The organism is Chitinophaga parva, from assembly GCF_003071345.1.
GTDB lineage: Bacteria > Bacteroidota > Bacteroidia > Chitinophagales > Chitinophagaceae > Chitinophaga > Chitinophaga parva.
In genome coordinates, this window is record NZ_QCYK01000003.1 from 349,422 (window position 1) to 372,425 (window position 23,004).

Annotated in this window: 14 protein-coding genes; 4 read left to right on the forward strand and 10 right to left on the reverse strand. The window is 52.9% G+C overall.

All coding sequences use genetic code 11. The annotated features are described in order from the left end of the window. Position 1: 1 nt before the first annotated feature. From DCC81_RS20720 to DCC81_RS20735, 4 genes are all read right to left on the reverse strand, one after another. Positions 2 to 811 carry a type 1 glutamine amidotransferase gene (locus DCC81_RS20720; protein ID WP_108688591.1) on the reverse strand — a complete coding sequence of 270 codons (810 nt, stop codon included), beginning with the start codon at positions 809 to 811 and terminating at the stop codon, positions 2 to 4. Between the two features lie 159 nt (positions 812 to 970). Then, positions 971 to 2,071 (reverse strand): carboxylate-amine ligase, encoded by a 1,101-nt coding sequence (locus DCC81_RS20725; RefSeq protein ID WP_108688592.1) that lies wholly within the window; start codon positions 2,069 to 2,071, stop codon positions 971 to 973. 109 nt (positions 2,072 to 2,180) lie between these two features. Continuing rightward, positions 2,181 to 3,386, reverse strand: a complete 1,206-nt coding sequence (locus DCC81_RS20730; protein ID WP_108688593.1) for an ATP-grasp domain-containing protein — start codon at positions 3,384 to 3,386, stop codon at positions 2,181 to 2,183. A gap of 86 nt (positions 3,387 to 3,472) precedes the next feature. Continuing rightward, positions 3,473 to 4,183, reverse strand: coding sequence for an esterase family protein (locus DCC81_RS20735; RefSeq protein ID WP_240613038.1), 711 nt, complete (start codon positions 4,181 to 4,183; stop codon positions 3,473 to 3,475). 144 nt (positions 4,184 to 4,327) lie between these two features. Here DCC81_RS20735 and DCC81_RS20740 point away from each other — a divergent pair, with 144 nt between their 5' ends. Beyond that, positions 4,328 to 5,086 (forward strand): alpha/beta hydrolase, encoded by a 759-nt coding sequence (locus DCC81_RS20740; protein ID WP_108688594.1) that lies wholly within the window; start codon positions 4,328 to 4,330, stop codon positions 5,084 to 5,086. 91 nt (positions 5,087 to 5,177) lie between these two features. On the opposite strand, the gene DCC81_RS20745 is transcribed toward DCC81_RS20740, so the two are convergent. After that, positions 5,178 to 8,405 carry a TonB-dependent receptor gene (locus DCC81_RS20745; protein ID WP_108688595.1) on the reverse strand — a complete coding sequence of 1,076 codons (3,228 nt, stop codon included), beginning with the start codon at positions 8,403 to 8,405 and terminating at the stop codon, positions 5,178 to 5,180. A 364-nt stretch (positions 8,406 to 8,769) separates the two neighbouring features. Between DCC81_RS20745 and DCC81_RS20750 the strand changes: the two genes are divergently transcribed. Continuing rightward, positions 8,770 to 9,978, forward strand: a complete 1,209-nt coding sequence (locus DCC81_RS20750; protein ID WP_108688596.1) for a bifunctional 3,4-dihydroxy-2-butanone-4-phosphate synthase/GTP cyclohydrolase II — start codon at positions 8,770 to 8,772, stop codon at positions 9,976 to 9,978. Between the two features lie 184 nt (positions 9,979 to 10,162). Here the strand turns inward: DCC81_RS20750 and DCC81_RS20755 are convergent, their stop codons facing one another. The 5 genes from DCC81_RS20755 to ggt all read right to left on the reverse strand — a co-directional run bounded on the left by DCC81_RS20755 (position 10,163) and on the right by ggt (position 18,946). Then, the gene (locus DCC81_RS20755; protein WP_133177745.1) at positions 10,163 to 14,923 is read right to left on the reverse strand and encodes a translocation/assembly module TamB domain-containing protein; all 4,761 of its coding nucleotides are present in this window, start codon (positions 14,921 to 14,923) and stop codon (positions 10,163 to 10,165) included. A 216-nt stretch (positions 14,924 to 15,139) separates the two neighbouring features. Then, positions 15,140 to 16,003 carry a TraB/GumN family protein gene (locus DCC81_RS20760; protein ID WP_108688598.1) on the reverse strand — a complete coding sequence of 288 codons (864 nt, stop codon included), beginning with the start codon at positions 16,001 to 16,003 and terminating at the stop codon, positions 15,140 to 15,142. A gap of 58 nt (positions 16,004 to 16,061) precedes the next feature. After that, the gene (locus tag DCC81_RS20765) at positions 16,062 to 16,487 is read right to left on the reverse strand and encodes a hypothetical protein (protein WP_108688599.1); all 426 of its coding nucleotides are present in this window, start codon (positions 16,485 to 16,487) and stop codon (positions 16,062 to 16,064) included. A 28-nt stretch (positions 16,488 to 16,515) separates the two neighbouring features. Further along, positions 16,516 to 17,067: a DUF1572 family protein gene (locus tag DCC81_RS20770; RefSeq protein WP_108688600.1), complete on the reverse strand. Its 552-nt coding sequence runs from the start codon at positions 17,065 to 17,067 to the stop codon at positions 16,516 to 16,518. 139 nt (positions 17,068 to 17,206) lie between these two features. Further along, a complete protein-coding gene (gene ggt / locus DCC81_RS20775) occupies positions 17,207 to 18,946 on the reverse strand; it encodes a gamma-glutamyltransferase (RefSeq protein ID WP_108688601.1) in 1,740 nt (579 codons plus the stop codon). Positions 18,947 to 19,662: 716 nt separating this feature from the next. On the opposite strand from ggt, the gene DCC81_RS20780 reads away from it, so the two are divergent. Both DCC81_RS20780 and DCC81_RS20785 read left to right on the forward strand, forming a co-directional pair. Next, positions 19,663 to 21,879 carry a hypothetical protein gene (locus DCC81_RS20780; RefSeq protein ID WP_133177746.1) on the forward strand — a complete coding sequence of 739 codons (2,217 nt, stop codon included), beginning with the start codon at positions 19,663 to 19,665 and terminating at the stop codon, positions 21,877 to 21,879. 11 nt (positions 21,880 to 21,890) lie between these two features. Further along, positions 21,891 to 22,982, forward strand: a complete 1,092-nt coding sequence (locus DCC81_RS20785; RefSeq protein ID WP_133177747.1) for a hypothetical protein — start codon at positions 21,891 to 21,893, stop codon at positions 22,980 to 22,982. Positions 22,983 to 23,004: the final 22 nt, after the last annotated feature.

The window sequence follows — 23,004 nt, forward strand, 5'->3', positions numbered from 1 at the left end:
GTTAAACGTTCACCCCGGCAAAAGCCTCATCCAGGAAGGCCGGGATGAAGTGGTCGTGGGTAAACATGATCTTATCTGGATCGTTGAGTTGTTCTATCATGCTGTCGTATTTCTCAGCACCATGCTCTTTCACTACATCCCAGCGTTTTTCAGGCTGTAGCAGGTATTTGCGCATGCCCGGTGCATCTGCCTCGGGATGGAATTGTGTGCCCAGGAAGTGTTCATTAAAGCGAATGGCCATGGTAGCACGTTCCAGCGCCACGTGGGGGCGTTCTTTTTCCAGGGCCAGTACTTTGGCGCCATGTTCCGCCAGCTTTGCCGCATTGATCGCTACCACCTGCCAGCTGCGGCTGTCTACGATGTAGAAAGGATCGGGCAGGGTCTGGAACACGGGCTCTGCCACCCCGGCTTCGGTCTTGTGTACGGGAAATACCCCAAAAGCGGGGGAGCGGCGCTTGCACACCTTGCCCAGCTCCCACCTGCGGCACAGCAGTTGGAAAGAGTGGCAGATGAGCAGCATCTTCTTAGGTACGGCGGCGGTGGTATTGTATTCCAGCAACTGGTCTACCAGGCTGAAATACTTTTGTTCCCATTCACTGCCTTCACTGTCCAGCGGGCTGCCAGGCCCTCCCGTAGAGATATACAGGTCGAAAGAAAGATCTGCCATCTGGTTGTGCGTCCGCACGTCTAATTCAACTGTTTCCAGGGGAATGCCTTGCTGCTGGCTGTATTGCTGCAGTATTTCACGGATGCAGCGCATGCCTTCATTGGCTACGCCCTGGTACATGTCGAGGATTGCTATACGTTTCATGTTTAAATAGTACTAGGTCTTAGGTACCAGGTCTTAGGTACCTTTAAGAATTTTCAAGCAGCACAATAGCTGGCATCACACCTAGTTTATGTTAGTTTTAAAATTAAAATCTCATTGCCCGCAAAAGCCCGGTACCTCTAAGGCCTAAGACAATTCCCATCAATATCCTTCCAGGAATTTGGCCTGGATAAAATCCACTACGGCCGGGAGGTGCTGGGTTTCCTGGAATACGGCCAGCTGGGCGTCAGCGCCGGTGCCGGTTTCGAGGATGTCGCGCACGTTGTTGATGATGTGGCGGCTGCCCAGTTCATCCACCACGTCGTCTATGAAGTCCAGCAGCTCGTAGATGAGGGCGCGGGTGTTCACTTCCATTTCTTTGCCGAAGTCTATCAGCTGGCCATCCAGGCCATAGCGGGAGGCCCTCCATTTGTTCTCGTTCACCAGTGCACGGTTGTAGATGATGAAGTTCAGGTTGTGCATGCGCAGTTTGTAGATCTTGGCGCAGATGGCCTGGAACAGGGCCGTGATGGTGATGGTTTCGCGCACGGTGAGTGGCACATCGCACACGCGGAACTCAATGGTATCAAAGAAAGGGTGCACGCGCAGGTCCCACCATATCTTCTTGGCATTGTCTATACAATTGGTCTTGATCAGTAGTTTGATGTAGTTATCGTATTCTTCAATGCTTTCAAAAAAGTCGGGGATGCCGGTGCGCGGAAACTTGTCGAACACCTTGGTACGGAAGGATTTGAAGCCGGTGTTGCGGCCCTCCCAGAAAGGGCTGTTGGTGCTCAGGGCAAATACGTGTGGCAGGAAGTAGCGCACGGAATTAGCGATGTGCAGGGCCATTTGCCGGCTTTCCATGCCCACGTGCACATGCAGGCCAAAGATCAGGTTAGAGCGGGCGGCGTCCTGCATTTCATTTACGATCTCAAAATAGCGCGGATGATCGGTGATGAGCTGCATTTCCCACTTGGAAAAGGGGTGGGTGCCGGAGGCGCCTATACCGTAACCAAGATCGCCCGCTATCTGGGCAATGGTCTGGCGCAGCAGGGTGATGTCCTGCAGCGCTTCGTCAATATTGTAGCAGATGCGGGTGCCTACTTCCACCACGGCCTGGTGCATTTCTGCCTTTACCTGGTCTTTGATCACTTTGTGGGCCTGCTCCACGATGCTTTGCTCATGGGAGCGCAGCTCGCGGGTGGTGGGGTCCAGTACCATATATTCTTCCTCTATACCGAGGGTGAAATTTTTAGACATTGGCAGAGAATTTCCAAAAAACAATTTCCAAAGATCAAATTGCGGTTGTTTTGGCGGCTGCAAAGGTACGGCTAAAAATGGTGGTTTCCCTGCATCCGTGGCGGCTACGCTATTTCTTCTTCCTGGTCACCTTCTCGGTTTTCTCCTTTACTGCTTTGGCTGTTTTAGGTTTGGCAGCAGCGGCTTTTTTGGGCGGGGCTGCTTTTTTAGCAGCCTTGGGCAGTTCAAAAGCCTCTATGGGTGCGCTTTCACCGCCATCGGCAGCCGGTGTGGGCTCTGCAAAAAGGGCTTCGCTGGTCTTGGTTTTAGGAGCCGCCGCTTTCCTGGCGGGCGCTTTTTTAGGACCGGTGGCGGGCGCTTCGGTGGAGAGCTGTACGCGGCCCACAGCATCGCGCAGGTAGTGGCCCCAGGTCAGGTTGTCCTGGCCGGGCACTTGTGCCTGGGCGCGGGCAATGGCGTAATTAGCGGCGGTTTCCACCACCCAGTCAAAGTTTTCCTGGCCCACGGAGTGTACGTCCGCATCCGGTGCAGGGTTGCAGAAATCAATGGCGTAGGGAATGCCATCGCGCACGGCAAATTCCACGGTATTAAAATCGTAACCCAGGTATTGATTGAGCTTGATGGCGTATTCTTCTATCCTGGCCAGCAGCGCGGCATCCACGTCGTAATTGGCATCATAGCGTTTGGCCGGTTCGTTGCGCGGCTCATAGTGCATGATGCGTACCTGGTCTCCACCGATCACGTATACCCGGAAATAACTGTCGAAGATGATCTCCTCCTGCAGCATCATTACTAACTGGCCGGTTTCCTTATGTTTTTCGTAGAAGTCCGCTTTATCCCACAGCTTGTACACATTCTTCCAGCCCCCGCCGGCAAAGGGTTTCATGTAAGCGGGGAAGCCCACGTATTCAAAAATGGCGTCCCAGTGAAAAGGGTACACCAGGTTGCGGAAGGATTCATGGGCGGTATTCTCCGGCAGGGCGTACGAGGGCAGGAGGGCAGTGCGGGGCACGGGCACACCCAGCTTGGTGGCCAGGGCATTGTTAAAGAATTTCTCATCCGCGCTCCACCAGAAGGGATTATTGATCACCGCGGTGCCGCCCAGGGCTGCATTCTTCAGGTAAGCCCGGTAAAAAGGCACGTCCTGTGAAATGCGGTCGATGATCACTGCGTAGCCGCTATCTGCGCCTTGCGCCAGTTGGTCAATTTTTACCAGTTCAGCAGTAATGCCCTCTGCATGTTTGCTGTTGATCTTCGCCACCAGCGCCTGGGGGAAGGTGTTTTCCTGTCCGAAGAGAATGCCGATTTTTTTCATTTTGAAAGGTTTGAACCGTTTAATTTTTGGGTGACTGGATTGGTGGACATTTATAAGGCGGGGAATCTGGTCCTAGGACAACCAATTTACATGAGCGACAAATAGTGCGGCAGCTGTGCTTTCCACAGGGGCCAGTCGTGGCGGGCCTGGGGGCGGATGTCCAGCCAGTGTTGAATGTGTTTGGTGGACAGGATCCGGGAAAAATTTTCATTTTCCGCCAGGCAGATATCATATTCGCCGGTGCCCAGGATGATGCCCATTTGCCAGAGCGCGGGGTCATTATCGCCGGGTACAAAATCCACCGGGTTGTTGTAAAACACGTTATCGTCATAATAGCCATCCAGGCGGAAACGCACGTCAAATACGCCGCTCAGGCTAAAGAGATAAGATACGGCGCCTGGGTAGCGGAACGCAAAATTGGCGGCCTGGTAGCCCCCGAAACTGCATCCTGCCACGGCAATGCGGTCGTAGCCGGATTCCCCGCGGATGCGGGGCAGCAGCTCGTTGTGCAGCATGGCATTGTAACGGGTATGGTTATGTGCCCGCTCCGCAGGGGGCACCTGCTTGTTATACCAGCTCCAGGCATCTACGCTGTCGGGGCAGTACACTTTTACCAGCCCGTTGTCTATAAACCAGGCAATGGCGTCAATGAGACCATTGTCTTTACTTTCATAGTATTTCCCCATGGAAGTGGGGAAGAGGATTAACGGGTGTCCACGGTCTCCGTATACCAGCACATCAATTTGCCGGTCCAGGGAAGGGGCGTACCATTGGATATAATTTTCGATCACCGGCATGGATTTGTATAAATATACGCAGAAATGTGCGTGCAGTCAACCCATACTTCCAGGAATGCCATTTGTACATTAGAACGGCGCATTCCTGCAACCATAGCGGTCTCCGGACTGAGTGCCCAGTTTATTTTTTTGTAACTTGTCGCCATGAAAATTTTGGAAGAGCGCCTGACGCTTTATTCCAGCTACCTGCTGCGGGAGGTGGTTGTAGATTGTTATTTTATGGAGGGTATGGCAGGCCCGGTACAGTTGCTGCTTCTCAATGACGGGCAGCAGGCCCCCTTGCTGGACCTTCCCGGCAAACTGGCCAAACGCCCTGCTGATAGGCCGCTGCTCATAGCCGCCATCCATGCGGGGCCCCAGCGCCTGCAGGAGTATGGAACGGCCCGGGTAGTCAGCGAAAAAGGGCAGGGCCTCAAAGCCACCGCCTACACGCGCTGCGTGGTGCGGGAAATATTGCCATTCCTGGCCGCGCATTTTACCACCCTGCAATTTGACCAGAAAAACTTTGCGGGTTTCTCACTTGGCGCCCTCTCTGCATTGGATATTGTATGGCAGCACCCGGATGTGTTCCGGGCCGCCGGTGTGTTCTCCGGCGCATTGTGGTGGCGTAACCACGCACTGGGCGAAGGGTACAGCGATGCAAAGCACCGCATCATCCACCAGCTGGTGCAGCAGAAAGGATTCCAGCCGGGCTTGCGGTTTTTCTTTGAATGCGGCACAGACGATGAAAAAGCAGACCGCAACGGGAATGGCGTGATAGATATGATCGATGACACGCGGGACCTGATCTCCGTGCTGAAGGGGTTGGGGTACACGGATATAAAATACCTGGAAATAAAGGGCGGGCGGCATGATGAAGCTACGTGGAGCAAGGCATTGGTGCCTTTCCTGGAGTGGCTTTGAGGGGCTTTATCCTAACGTTTACATAACGCCTTTACATAAAAAAACCGGGCCTTTACGGACCCGGTTTTTTTATGTCGTTATAACGTTCAGATTAGAAAGAATATCTCAGACCGATCTGCATGTTGTAGCGGGAGTTGAAAGTAGAGTAACTCCAGGGCTTGTTGGTGTATTTGTTCAGACCAAAAGCAGGGTTGAAGGTGAACAGCGGGTGGCTGGGATCAGTCCAGACCTGGCCGTTGGCAACGCTACCAGTAGCAACGTTAAGCGGCGTAAACTCCTGGTTGCTGGCGTAGTAAGAGTGGCCCCAGTTCTTGCTGAACAGTGCACCGATGTTGAATACATCGAGAGACAGCGCAATGGTGTGTGTCTTGGCGATGTTAAATTCTTCCACCAGTTTGAAGTCGAAGTGATTTTCCCAGGGCAGGCGGGCTGCGTTACGCTCGGTGTTCTTGCCTACGTGATCTTTCAGGTAAGAATTGGAGTTTACGTAAGCCATCCATGCATCGTACTGCTGCTGTGCCGTGTAAGAAGTGGTGTTGTTCACTTTGTAATTAGCTACGAAGGAAGCAGCGCTGCTGGGCACAAACAGGAGGTCAGAACCAGCGGATGCAGATACGGAGTTGGAAGTAGCGGTACGGGAAGAACCGTCGTCACCATTCAGGTCACCATACAGTACCCAGGATACCACCTGGCCGGAAGTACCGGAGTACACGAGGCTCAGGTTAGTAGCGAACTTGCCGTATTTGAAGCGTTTGCTTACAAAAGCCAGGATGCGGGAACCAGCATCATAGTTGCTGTGGGCCAGGTCCAGGTTGTTGTTACCGTTGATGTTATAAGCATAACGGTAGTTAGAGAAGGCCTGGGAAGAAGTACCGTCATTCAGGGAATAACCGTGGCCGAAGCTATAAGAGGCGCGGCCATACCAACCGTGGCTGAAGCTCTTCTGGAGCACAGCGCTCAGGTTGTAGCTATAACCCTTGGTGGTGTTGTCCAGGTAAACTACGTTGCCGAAAGTATTATCCACCTTGGCGCCGTAGAACGGACGGCTTACGCCTTCCATGGTCACTACGCCATTGGCACCCGCCAGGTTAATGTCCTTGTAGAGGATGTCCTGCAGGGTCTTGGTGAACACACCTTCCAGGGTACCTACGAAACCGTAGGGCAGTTTCTGGTCAATGGCCAGGTTAGCACGGAAAGTACGGGGATATTTAAAATCGTGTGCGGTTACGTCAATTTCAGTTGCGGGCGGGGTAGCGCCGGCAGCAGGCTTGGGCTGGTAGGGCGTAGTCGGGTTAAACGTTACACCGGCAGTTGCCGCCTGGGCTTTGTTAAAGTTGATAGAGCTGGTAGCGATACCGGTCTGGGAATACTGGTTAGACAGCCATACCAGGGGTACGCGGCCTGTGAAGATACCTACACCACCACGCAGCTGGGTTTCACCTTTACCGGTTACGTCCCAGTTAAAACCAATGCGGGGGGAGATCAGCAGGGGCGTCTTCGGCATCTGGTTGGTAGCAACATCGTATTGCTTGGCCAGGGCAGAATTGTTGAAGTAGGGATTCTCGTCAGGCTTGTTGAAGAACACCGGCATGTCTGCACGGATACCGTAAGTGATCTTCAGGTTTTCAGTAACACCAAATGCATCCTGTGCATACAGGCCAAACTGCGCCATATGTACAACAGCCGGGGCCAGGTCACCGTTACCCTTGTTAGAGTATTTGGTGCTGTAGGCGTTCAGGTTAGTGTTAGCTTCAAAGTCTGCGATGGAAGAATAACTATAGCTGCCCAGTACACCACCCAGGAACACGTTCTTGGTGTTGTAGAACTGGTTATCCGTACCTACTGTGATATTGTGTTTACCAGCATAGATGGTAAAGTTATCAGTGATGGTGAAGTTGTTCTGGTCCAGGGAGTTTGCCTGGGAGAACGCTTCTGTACCGAAATTATAGGTAGCACCGGCATCGGAGATCTTCACAGTGGGGAAGGGAGAACCGGGGGTAGCGCGCTTATCGCGGGTAGCGTTGAAAGTAACGCGGGCCACGTTCGCAAATTTGTTATGGATGTTGGAGTTCAGTTCCACAACGGTAGAGTTGAACGTGCTGTTGAACTTATAACCGTTGTTGTAGAAGCTCATGGAACTTTGGCTATCGCTGATCACGTTGCTCCAGCCTTGCAGATAAGAGTGGCGAACCGTCAGTTTGTTGTTGTCATTGATGTTCCAGTCTACACGCGCAAAGATGGAGTTGGACTGGCGCTCGGTGTTGATGCCATTGATCGCACCCACATCATAACCATAAGTTTTCTTTACAAAATCGCTCAGGGCCTGTGCGGTCGGTACATCGATAGCGCTGCCGGCAGAACCGGGCTGGTTATCAATGGGAGCAGAGCGTCTTTCGCCTTCCACGTTGATGAAGTAGAACAGTTTGTTCTTGATAATAGCACCACCTACACGTGCACCTGCGGTCCAGTCGTGGAAGTCGCCATATTTAGCGCGGGTATCGGGGCTTTTGCCCACGAAGTTCTGGTTCTGGTTGTATGCATAAACAGATCCGTGTACTTCGTTGGTACCGGAACGGGTTACGGCGTTGATACCACCACCGGTGAAACCGCTCAGGGTTACATCGTAAGGGGAGAGTACTACCTGTACCTGTTCGATGGCGTCCAGGGGAATGGGGTTCAGGCCTGCCTGACCACCATTGGTACCGGAGCTGGCCAGACCAAATACGTCTGTAGCGTTGGCACCGTCCACGGAGAACTGGTTGTATTTGTTGCTTTGGTTAGCAAAGGAGATACCTGCGGTGGTACCATCTGCGTTGGAACGTACCTGGGCCTGGGGAGACAGGCGGGCAAAGTCGTTCACGTTGCGGGTGATGGTGGGCAGGGTTTGCAGCTGCTGCTGGGAAACGTAAGTAGAAGTACCTTGTCTCTCGGGGTTGATCACTGCATTTTTCTGGTACACCACCTGTACTTCGCTCAGGTTGTGGGAATCATCTTCCAGCACAGCGTTCAGTTTGCCGGGCTCACCCAGCTGCAAAGAGATGTTGTCATAGGTACGGGCTACATAACCGATATAGGTAATATCGATCTTGTACGGTCCGCCAACTTTCATGTTAGCGATGTTAAAGCGGCCGTCAGCCTGGGTTACTGTACCATAAACGGTACCGGAGGGAGTGTGAACGGCCTTTACAGTGGCACCGATCAGGGCCTGGCCTTTGTTGTCTTTCACCGTACCGGTAAGACTACTGGTAGTTGCCTGCGCAAACGTGGCAATGGAAACAAATACCAATGCCAGGGTGGACAGAAGTTTACTCAATCTCATAAGAGCTTATTGATTTGATTAACGGCGCAAAGATCACGAAATCATTTGGCAAAATTTTAACTCGGTATTAACAAATAGTTAAGACATCATTAGAAACTAAATTGGATTTTATTTTTTTATATAGTATCTAAATGGCTAAACGGGGGCATTGAATGAATACACATGAAGAGTAGTTATAATTTTAGAATTTCAAATTGAGAATACTTCTATTATAAATGATAAATGTCATGTGAATGTCAGCCATGAATGCGCCTCTCCATGGCTGTGGCGCCCGGGACTATACACCAGGATAGTGGTGTATATTAACCGTGTAAATGTGGTAACTTTGGTGCTCAAACCTTAAGATTTAGCGGAGGAACATATTATGCTGGATTCAATTGCATCGGCCATAGAAGATATAAAAATGGGCAAGCTGGTCATCGTAGTGGATGACGAAGACCGTGAAAATGAAGGCGACTTCATTACCGCCGCCCGCAACGTAACCCCCGAAGTGATCAACTTTATGAGCCGCCATGGCCGTGGGCTCATTTGCGCACCGCTCTCTGAAGAACGCTGTGTGGAACTGGGGTTGCAACCCATGGTGGTAGACAATACAGCGCTGCACCAGACACCTTTCACCGTATCAGTAGACCTGTTGGGCCACGGCTGCACCACCGGCATTTCTGCCTCAGACCGTGCCAAGACCGTGCAGGCACTCATTGACCCCAACACCAAACCGGAAGAACTGGGTAAACCCGGTCATATTTTCCCCCTCAAAGCCCAGAAAGGCGGCGTGATCCGCCGTTCCGGCCATACCGAAGCTACGGTAGACCTGGCCCGCCTGGCCGGTTTTGAGCCCGCCGGTGTACTGGTGGAGATCATGAACGAAGATGGTTCCATGGCCCGACTGCCCGAGCTCATGGAGATCGCGAAGAAATTCGGGATGAAGATCATCTCCATCAAAGACCTGATCGAGTACCGCCTGCAGCAGGAAAGCCTGATTGAAGAAGAAGTGAACGTACATATGCCTACCAAATACGGCAACTTTGAACTGTATGCCTTTAAACAAAAGGACAGTGGCGAGATCCACATGGCCCTGAAAAAAGGCGACTGGAAAGAAGGCGACCCCGTACTGGTACGCGTGCACTCCTCCTGCTTCACCGGCGATATCCTGCACTCCATGCGCTGCGACTGTGGCGAACAACTGCAGGCCGCCATGCAGATGGTGGAAGAAGAAGGCCAGGGCCTTATATTGTATATGAACCAGGAAGGCCGCGGCATAGGCCTCATGAATAAACTGAAAGCCTACAAACTCCAGGAACAGGGTCGCGATACCGTGGAAGCCAACCTGGAACTGGGCTTCAAGAACGATGAGCGCGACTACGGCGTGGGCGCCCAGATCCTGCGCAAAATGAAAGTGACCAAGATCCGCCTCATGACCAACAACCCGCGCAAACGCGTAGGCCTGAGTGGCTATGGTCTTGAAATTGTAGAGAACGTGCCCATTGAAATACATCCGAACGTGCACAACCAGTTTTACCTGCAGACCAAGCGGGATAAGCTGGGGCATGATATTTTGAAGGGGACTTTGTAGATCGTACAGCGTACAACGTACAACGTACAACGTACAGCTCTTTACGGAGGTAGCTGAATCAAGCTCAACATCTCATCTGTTATAAGAACTTATAAAGCGAAAGCCGCATCGGGATGATGCGGCTTTCGCTTTTATGCTTCGCGTCAATGTACGTTGTACGTTGTACGCTGTACGTTGTACAATTTTAATTCGGCGCCTTCTTTACATTAGCACTCGTATCTGCCAGGAAACGTTGCTTTTCTTTTAATACACGTATGGAGTCCTGCTCGCGGAGCTGGCGGCGGTTGTAGAAAAGCTCCCGGAAGCGGTTGTACTCGCGGATGTAGGAGAGGCCCAGGCCGGCTTTGGTGCGGTTGGCCAGGTAGTACACATCGTAATCGCTTTTACTGAAGGCGTTCACGCGGAAACGGCCGTCCGCCGTGAGGAGGTATTCGAAGCGGAAGTCGCCGGCAAAGCGGTTGGACTGGGCCGCGGTAGCGGTTTTGCCCCAATCATAGTCGCCGCCCAGGTACAGACGGAAGCGGTTGTTGAATAAGTTGCTGCTGATGCCTGCGCTCACTTCGTTGCGGTCGTTGTTGGAATTATCCACGTTGGTAACGTTGTAGGCGCGGTAGTTCAGGTTCAGGTTGAAGCCATTGCTCTTGGTGAGGTTTGCGGTGATGTTATTGAGGATGGCGCTGGCCTGGGCAGAGAGTGCCTGGCCCACGCTGTTCTTGCCGGTTACGCCCACGTTCACCGCGGAGGCCACGCCGGTGCCGGATTCTTCGGGGATGAACTGGTTGGCCAGCAGCAGGCCATACATCTGGAGCAGGGCTTTGTTCTGGTCCCGGTTTATTTCGGCCAGCTTGGCGGCTACGCCACTTTCGTAAGACACGCTGCCTACGTCCGGCAGCAGGATCTGATAGCCGATATCCGGCTGCATCAGCTCCCCGTGCAGGGTGAGCACAATGTCTACTTTTTCCGTGCGGGTGGCCAGTTTATCCGTGCCGGCGGTACCGGGAACGGAGAGGTTGTACAGGCTTACCTTGGGCAGGGAGTAGCGGGCGGTGATGTTCATCTTGGCCGCCTCGGGGTCCCCGTTCCAGGTGAGGGTACTGTTCTTCTCAATATCAAACTTCCAGCTGGCCAGGCGCTGGAACGTAAAGTTGTACGACCCGTTGTTGATCAGGTAATTCCCTTCTATTTTAAAGTCGCCGTCCAGGTTGGCGGTGATGGCCAGCTGGCCGGAGCCATTGGCAGAGATCACGTCGCCGGTGCTGGCGTCCAGGATCACATCTACCTGGGCGTCCGGATTAGCGGCTACTTCCAGGCGGACATTCAGTTTTACGTTGTCCTGGTGGCGGGGTGGCTTCACGGTGTGGCCGTATTCACGGAAGGTGATGAAGTCGTATTTACCGATATTCTTACTGTCCGACATGGGCAGGAAAATATGGGTGCCGGTCATGGGACGGTTCACCACGCGCAGTTGCAGGTCGTTGATAGGACCGGAGAAATATACTTTGCCGCTGGCGATTACATCGCCATAATAGAGATCATTATCATCCGCCTTCGTGTTGAGGAACACGAATTTATTGGTGCTGATGTCGAAGTCGAAATTCAGTTTATGAAAATGGTCGTGCGAGATGTAACCGTTGCCCTGGGCGGTATTGTTATTCTTATCGACCAGGGTGAATTTGCCAAACTCTATGAGGTTATCATCCAGGTTGATGTTCAGGTGCGGGATGCGGTATCTGGTGCCGATGTAGGGCACTTTTACACCAATGCTATCCACCGTAACCTGGCCGGTAACCGATGGCTGGTCCGTGGTACCGCCCACGCGCAATTGCCCATTGGCCACACCGGAAAGGTCCGTCACATAGTCGCTCACATACGGCTCCAACAGCGCCAGGGACGTGCCGTTGAGGTCTATGGAACCCTGCATTTTGTTGTGCAGCGCGGTGAGGCCGGCGGTGCCGTGGATGGCGAAATTGCGCAGCGGGTTGTCTGAGTGTACGTCTACCCCCAGTGATTCCTGGTCATGATCATAGTGCGCCTGCAGGTCCAGCTTCCCGATGGAGTCATTATCCACGCGGAACTGCTGTACGGTGAGGTTGGCATCCCCATCCAGGTTGGACGACAATTCGCTGATCTCCAGGCTGCCGTTGGCCACGCCTTCAAAGCGGGTATGCAGTGCTTCCACGGGAATGGCGTCTGCCAGGTTCAGGTTTTCCACGTTGATGGTCACGCGGGCATCATCGGGATTGTATTCGTTGGTAGAAATGGTGATGTTCTGGTCATTGCGGGAAATGCGGAGGTTCTTGATGGTCAGGAAGTGTTTGGACCAATAGATCTCATTGCCCGGTGTAATATTCCACTGGCGGTCGTTGTAGGTGAAATTGCTGTTCAGGAAGTTGATATGGGCGCCTCCCTGCGTGGTGATCACCTTGGCATAAAAACCATCCATGTTGCTGCTGTCTGTGGCATTGAGATCCACTTTGAGGTAGGAGGTGTCCTGCCGTGAGTTGACCAGGATCAGCGGGTGTTGGAACAGGACCTGGTCCTTGTTGAGCACCTCGCCCATGCTGGTGCTCACGTTGATATGATTGAGGTCACCGGCGCTGCGCAGGTGCAGTTCTTTTACGCCATAGTTATCATAACTGGCGCTGGGCACCATTACCTCCAGTTTTACGTTGCCGCTGTTTTCCGTATTGAGTGTACCTGCAATGGTGGTGCCATTGAAGCCGTGGATGTGGGAGTCAAAGGCGCGGATCAGTTTTTCCACCTGGCCAAATTCAAAGGCGAAGTTGAAGTCCTGGTGTATTTCCGTGATCTCCGGCTCCAGGAAGAAGTTGGGATAATATTTATACAGCAACATCTGGAAGGTCTGCGGCAGCTGGCGCAGGCTGTAGTTGCCCTTGATGAAGCCGTTCACCTCGTTGCCTTTCATGCTGAGCATCTTCACGTTATTGCTGTCGCGCGAGGTGCGGACAGACAGGGAGTCAAACTCCACGCGGGTCTTGTTCTTGAACAACGACACATCGTACACGCGGGCCGTTCCCTCAAAATCATCAATATTGCCCCCGGCAAAATCCAGGGCTACGTGGGCCTGCAGCGTAATGGAGTCCTGGGTAAGGTGGAGGGCTTTGAGATCGCTTTTGCGGATGTCTGAATTAAAATTGAAGAGGGGCAGTTTGCCGTTAAAGTCGATGGTGCCGGCAAAGTCCATGTCCAGGTTAGGGTCATGCACGGTAACGGAGCCATTGAAGAATTTGCGGTTCAGTTCCCCCTTGGTGCTCAGGTCGTGGTAGGTATAATCAAAGAGCGTAATGCTTTGTATATCCGCTTCCACGGTGGATTTCAGCGTATTGAAGTTAAAGCCGTTGCCATTTACCTTGGCATCCATGGTCACCGCATCCAGGTTGGGAATATCCAGGAGGGCGCCCAGGTTAAAGTTATCCGTGCTGATGTTACCGGAGTACAGGGGTACATCGCCGGCGGTCTTGAAGTTGATATCGGAATTGAAATTTCCCAGGTTGGTATTGAATTTCCCGTAGGCTACGAAGTCGTTGAAGAACCCGGTGTAACTACCTGTGAAGGCCAGGCTGGTAATGCGTTCCAGGCGGAGGTTATCCACGCCTTTGAGATCGGGTGCATAGTTCATGATGTCTGTGCCATTGGTGGTGAGCTGTGACACCTGGGCGTCGATGAACGATTCATCCACTTCCGGCAGGCCACGCAGTTCCACGCTGGCTTTGAGGTGGGTGGGGCCGGATTCTATGTCCAGGTTCTTGCCGGAAAGATTTGCCACCGGGCCATGTACATCCCCGTTTACGCGGAATTCCTTTTTCCAGCTACCCAGCACCGGGGCAAAGTACGCAATATCGTCTGAGTGAATGTGTGCATCGCGGAAGGTGGCCTTCATGATCACGGAGTCCACGTAGTAGCTCATATCGTCCAGGCTATTGTACTGCATGGTATAATAGTCGCGGATGCGGCTGCGGTTGGTCTGCAGGTCCAGGTGTTTGAACTCCATTTCCGTGGGCGACATTTTCCAGCGGCAGGTGAGCTTCTTCACTTCAAAGCCACTGCGCTCCCTGGTTTCCAGCTTCAGGTCTGCCAGGATGCTGTCTTTCACCACTTCGCCATTGGTGAGCGACAGGTTGATGCTGTGAAAGCGGATATGGTTGGGCGCAAAATAATTATGGAGGATCTCCGAACTGTCTTCCAGGTTGTCCAGCCCAAAGAGGCCATCATTGACCTGGAGCGATTTGAGTACCACGCTCCAGTTGGCCTCGTTCCACCGCAGCGTGGGATGGGCGGGCTTGATGGTGGTATCGTTCAGGACGTGTTGTGGCGGAATGGTATCGTGCCGGCGCAGGGGAGAGGCCGGGTAGTCCGTGATGATGAAGCTGAACTTGTCCAGCAGTACCTGTTGCAGGTCCAGGTGGTGTTTGGCCAGGTCCAGGTCGCGGGCGTCTGCATAAATGCGGGCGGCGGCGATGTTCCAGTTTTCACCGGCCCATTCATCGATCTGGTTTATGCGGATATTGCGGAGATTGAGGGTTTTGAAGTCGAGGTCCACACCACCGGTAGTGCTGGTGTCGGGATTGGGATTGGCAAAGGCGTCCAGCAGGAACTGGTAGTTCCAGTTCTTTTCTTTAGGGGTGCGGTGCAGGTAGATGAGGGCATCGTCCATGCCTACATACTTGATCACCGGCCGGTGCTGGAAAAAGAACCAGTCTGTGATGCGCACATTGAGGGACCCGGCGTAGATGAGGGTGTCGTGGTTGCGGTCTTCCAGCAGCACGCCTTCCAGTTTCATGCGGTTAAACAGGGAAAAGTCCACGTTGCGGATCTGCACCTTGGTTTTGAGGCGGGTGGAGAGCCGGTCCGTGGCCTGTTTGACCAGGAAGTTCTGGACGGGGGAGAGGTTGATGAGAATGGCCACCATCACCAGTAAAGCCACGATGCTTAACAGGACGATCCTCGATATTTTACGAAATTTTCTCAGTGCTGATGGGTTTAGTTGGCAAAGATCAGTTTTCAGGGGGCAAATCCCAAATGAAATACCGGTTACTGCGGTGAAACGCCGGGAGGGGATAGTATATTTTAAGAGGGCGGATCTGGTGTGGGCAGGGGCGGCCTTGCCCCGGCAGGCCGGTGGTGTATTCCCCCAGCGTGGTTACCGGACCGGCGTTAATGTATAACCTGCTTTGCGCAGTAATAACAGCAGCCCGTCTTCCGTGGCCAGGTGCAAGGCGCCGCAGGCAATGAACACCGGCCTTTCATGGATGGCCTTTTCTATTACGGGCATCCAGTTTTGATTACGTTTTACGGTCAGGTATTTGGTTTCCTTTGCATCGATCTCGTTTTCCAGCGCGGCCGCTACCAGGGAGTCCATGCGCTGGTGGAGGTAAGCCTCCCGCATGCGGCGGATCTCATCACGTGCCAGGTCCATATCGCTCACGGTACGCATAAAACTTTGCACCTGGATACTGTCCGGCACTTCATCTATGCTGGCCATTTCTGCGGCTACGGTTTCCAGGCCCAGTACCGGGTGGCCCAGCTTTTTGGCGGCCAGCATGAGGTCTGTTTCCAGGCTGGATTGGGGAGAGCAGGGCAGCATTTTGGAGATCAGCATGGCGGAGGGCAGGAATAATTTGAATTGCGACAGCAGTTGTTCCAGGTCGGTATGCAGGCTGTCGCGGAAGTAGGCGGCGGCCAGGGCCAGGTCGGCCGGCCTGAATTTATCTTTGATCGTTTCCCCGTCCTTCAGTTTCAGGGCCTGTATCAGGTCTGCCTGCATGTTGGGGTCGTCCATTTTTATTTCCAGGTAGAGGGCCTCCGTATTTTTCAATGCATCCAGTTGGGCTGGTGTGAAGGGGGCATCGCCTTTGCACAGCACGTGCATGGTGCCCATGAGGTAAGAAGGTTGTTGGAGGCCGTGACCACTGATCTTCCAGAACATGGCATTGTCGCCGGTTTGGGCAAGAGCGGACAAGAGGGGACAGGTTAACAGCAGCAGGGCACAGCAGAAACGCTTCATAATGGCGGGTTGAGGTCAAAGAAAAGCTCCCCGCGGCGCAGGGAGCGTATATGATAAATTAATGATCTGATCTTTTGCACAACAGGATGAACTTATAGTCTTCCCCTTGCACTTCCATATCAAAATGGTCTGCATCCAGGCGGGTGATGGTGACCAGGTGCTCCGATTTGCGGGAGCCGTCGTTGCCGGTCACGGAGATCACCTTGCCCCCGCTCAGCAGCTGGTAGCGGCCGGAGTCGGGCTTATCACCGATGGTGGCGATGAACAGGTTATGGTCCAGGAACTGGTAGTAGGCATTGCTGTAGTAGCCGCTTTTAAATTCCTTGGCCTGGTTTATCTGGGTGATGTTGTAGGAATCTTCCGGCGGCACCTGCACATCGTATACTCTCCATATTTTGTGTTGCAGCAGTTGCTCTGTGCTGCCGCTGCAGGCGGTGAGCAGCAGGGTGGCGCAGCAGGCCAGCAGGAGCCGGTATTGCTTCATTCGTTGGGATGTTTTGGCGGTAAATATATTACTTATTTTTTTGCGCCATCCACTCGTTGAATGCCTGGGAGCTGCCGTCGCCTTTGGGAATAGAAAGGCTTTGCCAGGAGGTACCGGCCAGCATTTTGCCCAGGTACACGATCTGGCCTACGTGATAGGGATAGTGGGCCAGCTGACGGTTCAATGCATCCACCACAGTATGCGGCTCCTGGCGGATGTATACCGTCTTTTCGAAATCGCCCGGCTGCAGGGCTTCAATGGCCTGCAGGAGGCAGTTCCAGCCTTTTTCCCACAGTGCTATCATGTCTGCTTTGCTGATCGCCGTGTCGTCTTTGAACTCCGCGTCCCGCTCGCGCCAGGGCTTTTCACCATCGGTGGTCAGGAAATCAGTGAAGCGCGACAGCATATTGCCAGCTATATGTTTTACGATGATGTAAATGCTATTGGGCTCACCGAGCGGCTGCCAGTGGATGTGGGCTTCGTCCAGTTGGGCAAAGGTGCGCTCACCCAGTGTTTTGTAAGTGAGCAGGCGTTTGGTAAGGCTTTGTTTGTAAAGCGTAGCGAGGTTAGATTGTTCCATGGCGGTGGAAGTTAGTTATTGTTTGTTAATTGTGATGGCAGGTTGTTGTAATGACGTGATAAATTTAACCGCCTTCCCGGTTACTAAAATTGATATTTATCAGTTTAGCCAGTCCATCCATAACGGTTCACCTGCACAGTTAGTATCCCGCTGCGGCGTCGTCCCCCCGGTGGTCGCCCACGGCGGTGAGGGTCCCGTCTGCATTGGCCAGGATGGCTTCCGTGCGGCCTATCTGGGAGATAGGTAACAGGTGGTAACCCATGGCTTTGAGGGCGAGACGGGTACTGTCGGGGAAGCCTTTTTCCAGGTCCACCTCGTCCGGCAGCCACTGGTGATGGAATTTCGGAGCATTCACCGCTTTGTCCAAAGGCAGGTGGAAATCCAATACGTTCACGATGGTCTGGAATACGGATGTGATGATGGTAGAGCCGCCAGGGGTGCCAGTTACAAGGTAAGGCTGGTCGTTTTTGAGCACAATGGTGGGGGTCATGGAGCTGAGCATGCGTTTGCGCGGTGCAATGGCATTGGCCGCGGTGCCCACCAGTCCAAACATATTGGGGGTGCCGGGCTTGGCGCTGAAATCATCCATTTCATCATTGAGGAAAAAGCCGGCGCCTTCCACCACCACGCGGCTGCCGTAGCCGTTGTTGAGGGTAGTGGTCACGCTTACGGCGTTGCCATGGGCGTCCATTACACAGAGGTGGGTGGTTTGCATGCTTTCATGACCGGGGGCGCCGGCTTTTACCAGCTGGCTGTTGCCCGCTTTAGTACTGTCGTAATCCTGCATGCGGCTGGCCAGGTAAGCGGGGCTGGTGAGCTGGGCTACGGGCACCTGCACAAAATCCGGGTCGCCGAGAAATTCAGCACGGTCAGCGTAGGCGCGGCGTTCTGCTTCAATCATCAGCTGGGTGCTTTTTAAAGATTGAAAGCCCCAGGCAGACAGCGGGTATTTCTCCACCATGCCCAGCATTTGTTGTATACCAATGCCGCCGCTGGAGGGCAAGGGCATGGTAAGGATCGTATAGCCGTGGTAGTTAAACATGACCGGGGCTCTTTCCACGGCTTTGTATTGTTTAAGATCTGCCAGTGAAATGATGCCGTTGCCTTTTTGCATGGTGGCTACCAGGCGTTGGGCGGTTTCTCCTTCATAGAACCCGGCGGTCCCTTTGTCGCGGATGAGGCGCAGGGTGTGGGCCAGGTCTTTTTGTATCAAGGTATCACCGGCTTTCCAGGGAGTGTTTTTGGTGAAAGCGGTGGGATAGGGATTGAGGCGGCGGAAATCTTTGGCGGCGGCGTTGAGGTCGCGCGCTTCCAGTTCTGTGATGGCAAAGCCTTTTTCTGCCAGTTCAATGGCGGGAGCGATGAGCGTTGCAAACGGCAGTTTGCCGTAGCGGTGGGCTGCAAAGAGCCCGGCTACGGTGCCGGGCACGCCGCTGGCCATGCCGCCGTAGAGGCTGAGGGTGGAGATGGCGTTGCCAGCGCTATCCAGGTACATATCGCGGGAGGCCTTGCTGGGCGCGGCTTCGCGGTAGTCGATGCTGATGTTTGTAAGTGTGGATCTTCTGGAGGGGCGGCCCTTTTTTTCGGGGACGGGTGTGTTTAAATGTGCTACCAGGAAGCCACCACCGCCAATGTTGCCAGCGGCGGGGTATACAACGGCCAGGGCCAGTTGTGTGGCGATGGCGGCGTCTATAGCGTTGCCACCTTGGCGGAGAATGCGCAGGCCGGCACTGGCGGCGAGGGGGTGGGCGCATACCACGGCGGCTTTTTGCGCGGTGATTTGTTTTTGTAGGGTGTAGTGGAATGGGTTTGTGGACTGGGCTAGGGTGGTGGATGCGCAGAGCAGGGTGGTGAGGAGGCAGTATGTTGTCCGGATCATAGGATGTAGTTATTGATTATTGAAGCGGCTTACAACTCCGGTTGTAAAATGTATTTGCCGGAATGTTTAATAACATTGAATATTGTTTCAAAATAAGTGTTCACACGTTTGTGGTAAATAGTGGCTTCATTGGGCGCCCTGGAGAAAACAGCAAACACCATTCCAGGAGGAAATCCCATCTGCATCAGCATCCCATCAACGTTCCAAAGAATTGGAAATTAACAAAGAATGTTAATAATTAAATTATCAAAACCATTGTTTTTTTGAAATTTCTAACGTTATCTTTGACCCGGATGAGAGTCCCTGTATATTGCCTATAGAATGAAAGTTATCCCGTTACCGTGTATCCCGAATGAGCGTTTCATAGGAGTTTATCCAGGATTTTTTGAGTATCCATAACGTTTACAATCCAATTTACCCACAGTATGTCATTAATGTAATGTGTAGTTAACACCACCCCGTAGCCATACTCATTTTTAATATCATGCAGCTTTTTGTGCCCATGTCATGTTATTAATTCATGTGTCTGTATACCTGTGCTTTGCAAGACGCTATTGCGCCTTGATGACTTTCTATTGCCTTTAGTTTTTTAGTGCCGTATTGATCGTAATACCGTGAGAAAGTGCGCCTATTCCATATTGTTCCTGCTGTTTGCAACCGTGATTGCAATGGGGCAAACAGTGCCTGGCGGGCAAGCTATGCCTGGCAAAAAGAGAATGGATGTTACCGTGCCATTCGCAGGCAATGGACAACAACTGGCCGACAGTGAATTTATGTTTGTTACCGCCGTTTGCAGCAGGTTAAATATCATGCCCATCCTTGTTAAATATGAAACTGTGAAAGGTTACTGGGAGCACCAGCGCAAGCCTGGTGTTACAGGTCCGGTGCGGCCTCCATTCCTGGTGGTGCATGGGAATGTGATGTATGACCTGTATTATCAATCCAATGCAGATACCCCCTATCTGCAGAAAGAATCTTACCAGCATACATTGACCACGGTGCTGACCGTAAAAGTAAAGGATCAATATCCCATGCACGTGGCGTTCACAACACGTATGGGTAACTCCCCGCTATACCGTAACCTCACGGATTTTAACCTGCAATTCACCAACCGCGATTTTAAAGATATGCTGATGCAGCGCGCCCAGGGATGGGACGGCCTGCGGCTCAAGCAATGGAAATACCTGGACAGCCTGAAAGGCGTGATCAATGCAAAAGAGCAGGAGATAGGGCGGCTGCAACACTGGGACCAGGATCCTTCACAACTCCTGAAGCTCATCCAGATACGGGAACGCCAGTTGTATGGGCGGCTCAATGATTCCATTGGCCGCCTGAAAGACTCCCTGGCCGGGCGTTTGCACGGGCCGGATAGCTTGCGGCACGACAACGGTGCAGACTCGCTGATGGCGCGTTACAAAGCACAATACGAGGAGAACAAGCAGAAGCTGGACTCCCTGCAGGCAGCACTGGCTAAGCTGCAACGTCTTTATGATGTGAAGAACCGGCAGTTTGGCGGGGATAAGAAACAGCTGCTACTGGGTGCACTGAACGGGCGCGGGTCCAACAAGGAGATGGCGGATAAACTGGAGAACATGAACCTGCCGGATTCCGTGCTGCCAAAGGGTTACCGCCAGTTGCTGGCCGTCCGGTCTTTCGGTATCGGGCGCACCATGGTGAATTATTCGGAGCTCACCGCAAAGAACATCAGTGTGCTGGGCATGCAGGTGGAGTATAATCCTTCGTATTACTTTGCATTTGCCACCGGGGTGGTGGACTACCGTTTCCGCGACTTTGTTTCCACCCAGAACAGGACACATCAATACCTCAATCTTATCCGCATTGGTACGGGCAATAAGGACCGTAACAATATCATCCTAACGTACTATACCGGCCGCAAGCAGTTGTATAATTTCAACACCACGGTTACAGACAGCACGCCCATTGCCCCGCAGGACTACCGCATCATGGGGCTTTCGCTGGAAGGGCATTGGGCGCTGGGTAAAAATACATCCATCACCGGAGAACTGGCCAAGTCGTCCCTGCCTTATTACGCAAGGGCGGAGCACGGGGAGAGCGTGATGGGCAGCGTGTTACAGCTACACGATCACACCAATGAAGCCTATTCCATTAAAGCTATTTCGCTGATCCCGCAAACGGGTACGCGTATCAATGCATCCTATAAAATGATGGGCGCCAATTTCCAGTCGTTCAGCCTTTATACTACGGGTTCCAGGCAAACCGCCTGGAATGTGCGGGTGGACCAGCCTTTCTTTAAGCAGCGGCTGATGCTCACGGGTGCTATTAAAAAGAATGAGCAGGTAAACGTCTACCAGTTGCTGAATTATAACAGCAGCACGGTTTTCAAGAGCCTGCAGGCTACCCTGCGGATGCGTAAATGGCCGGTGCTCTCCGTGGGCTATTTCCCCAGTGAACAGATCACCAAGCTGGGTGACGGACGCCTGGCGGAGAACCAGTTCTATACGCTGGTGGGCACGGCCAGTCATTTTTATAAGTACCACCACATCATGATGAGCACGATCCTGTCGTACACGCAGTTTTACAATAAACAAGCGGATACCAGTTTCCTCTACTTCAACAGCAAGAATATTTTACTGAACCATACGGTATTCCTGGATGCTTTCACCATCAATGGCTCTTTAACGGATGCTATCAATACAGACTATAAACTGTATGGTATTGATGGCAGTGTGCAATGGAAATTGCGTTCCTGGCTGACCGTGGGTGGAGGAATGAAATACAACTGGCAAACCACCTACAACGTGGCGCACATAGGGTACACAGGCATGTGCCGCGTTGTGATCCCGAAAGTAGGAGAGCTGGCGCTCATGGCGGACAAGGGCTTTGTGCCAGGGGTGAACCGCCAGTTGGTAGCTAATAATACCGGAAGATTGACCTATACCAAGACATTTTAAATATGAAGAACATGAAATACCGGCTGCTGACAGCCCTGCTTTTATGTGCAGGCCTTTTTACGAAGGCGCAGATCAGTATGACAGCGCAGGTACCGGCTGCCGGGGTGCTGCAAAAAGCGCAGTTATGGAATATCCTGCTGGTGTCGGCCAGTGAACAGCCGGTGGATGTGCGTATCATTTTGCGTTTGTCTGACCCGCACACTAACCAGCCCATTCTCACCGGGGTGTCCCGCACTTTTACGCTGACCAAAGGTGCGCGCCAGGTGACCGTGCAGGATGCCGGGCCTGTCGCTTACGAGTACCTTTCGCCGAATGTAGACCGCAGCATTAATGGGTTGCTTACCGTGGGCAACTACCTGGCATGTTACAGCCTGGAGGTGGTGAATATCAAATTCGGAGAGCAGGCAGTGGAAGATTGTGTGCCCTTTGCCGTGGAGCCGCTGGCACCTCCTATGCTGAATATGCCGGCGGATAAGAGCCAGCTGGATGCAGTGTTCCCGCAATTTACCTGGTTGCCGCCGGCGCCGGTGAATGTGTTCACCGACCTGAATTATGACCTGTTGCTGACGGAGGTGCGTACGGGCCAGAGCCCGGATGAAGCCATCCAGCAGAATGCGCCGGTGTTCACTTCCACGCATATTAAGGACCTGTATTATAATTATCCCGCATCCGGTGTGGCGCTGGATACTTCGAAGACGTATGCCTGGACGGTCATAGCGCGGAATGCGGCTGCATTTGCGGCGCAAACGGAGGTGTGGACGTTTAAGTTGAAGGGATTGCCCGGGAAGCCGCATTTACCGGCGAGTGCTTATGTGCAGTTGCGCAAGGAGCTGGATGGTAACGTGGCGGCACTGAGTGGTAGCCTGAAATTCTATTACATGAATGTGCCGGGGGATAAGCGTGTGCACTACGAGATCATTGGCCTCAATGAACAGAACACGGTGGTGGGCAGCGGGGAGGTGAACCTGCAGCCGGGGGATAACATGCTGGAACTACCGGTGGAGAAGGGGATGCGGCTGTCGTCGCAGAAGACTTACCTGTTCCGGGTGCTGAACTCGCGGAATGAGTACTGGCAGATGAAGTTTGTTTACAGCCAGGAGTAAAAATTGAATCAGAAGATACCTT

Bases quoted from the DNA above. Each gene is read 5' to 3' on its own strand.
- DCC81_RS20735 (WP_240613038.1), bottom strand. From the start codon at position 4,183: ATGCCGGTGATCGAAAATTATATCCAATGGTACGCCCCTTCCCTGGAC.
- DCC81_RS20785 (WP_133177747.1), top strand. From the start codon at position 21,891: ATGAAATACCGGCTGCTGACAGCCCTGCTTTTATGTGCAGGCCTTTTT.
- DCC81_RS20745 (WP_108688595.1), bottom strand. From the start codon at position 8,405: ATGAGATTGAGTAAACTTCTGTCCACCCTGGCATTGGTATTTGTTTCC.
- ggt (WP_108688601.1), bottom strand. From the start codon at position 18,946: ATGATCCGGACAACATACTGCCTCCTCACCACCCTGCTCTGCGCATCC.
- DCC81_RS20740 (WP_108688594.1), top strand. From the start codon at position 4,328: ATGAAAATTTTGGAAGAGCGCCTGACGCTTTATTCCAGCTACCTGCTG.
- DCC81_RS20725 (WP_108688592.1), bottom strand. From the start codon at position 2,071: ATGTCTAAAAATTTCACCCTCGGTATAGAGGAAGAATATATGGTACTG.
- DCC81_RS20770 (WP_108688600.1), bottom strand. From the start codon at position 17,067: ATGGAACAATCTAACCTCGCTACGCTTTACAAACAAAGCCTTACCAAA.
- DCC81_RS20760 (WP_108688598.1), bottom strand. From the start codon at position 16,003: ATGAAGCGTTTCTGCTGTGCCCTGCTGCTGTTAACCTGTCCCCTCTTG.
- DCC81_RS20750 (WP_108688596.1), top strand. From the start codon at position 8,770: ATGCTGGATTCAATTGCATCGGCCATAGAAGATATAAAAATGGGCAAG.
- DCC81_RS20765 (WP_108688599.1), bottom strand. From the start codon at position 16,487: ATGAAGCAATACCGGCTCCTGCTGGCCTGCTGCGCCACCCTGCTGCTC.
- DCC81_RS20780 (WP_133177746.1), top strand. From the start codon at position 19,663: ATGGATGTTACCGTGCCATTCGCAGGCAATGGACAACAACTGGCCGAC.
- DCC81_RS20730 (WP_108688593.1), bottom strand. From the start codon at position 3,386: ATGAAAAAAATCGGCATTCTCTTCGGACAGGAAAACACCTTCCCCCAG.
- DCC81_RS20720 (WP_108688591.1), bottom strand. From the start codon at position 811: ATGAAACGTATAGCAATCCTCGACATGTACCAGGGCGTAGCCAATGAA.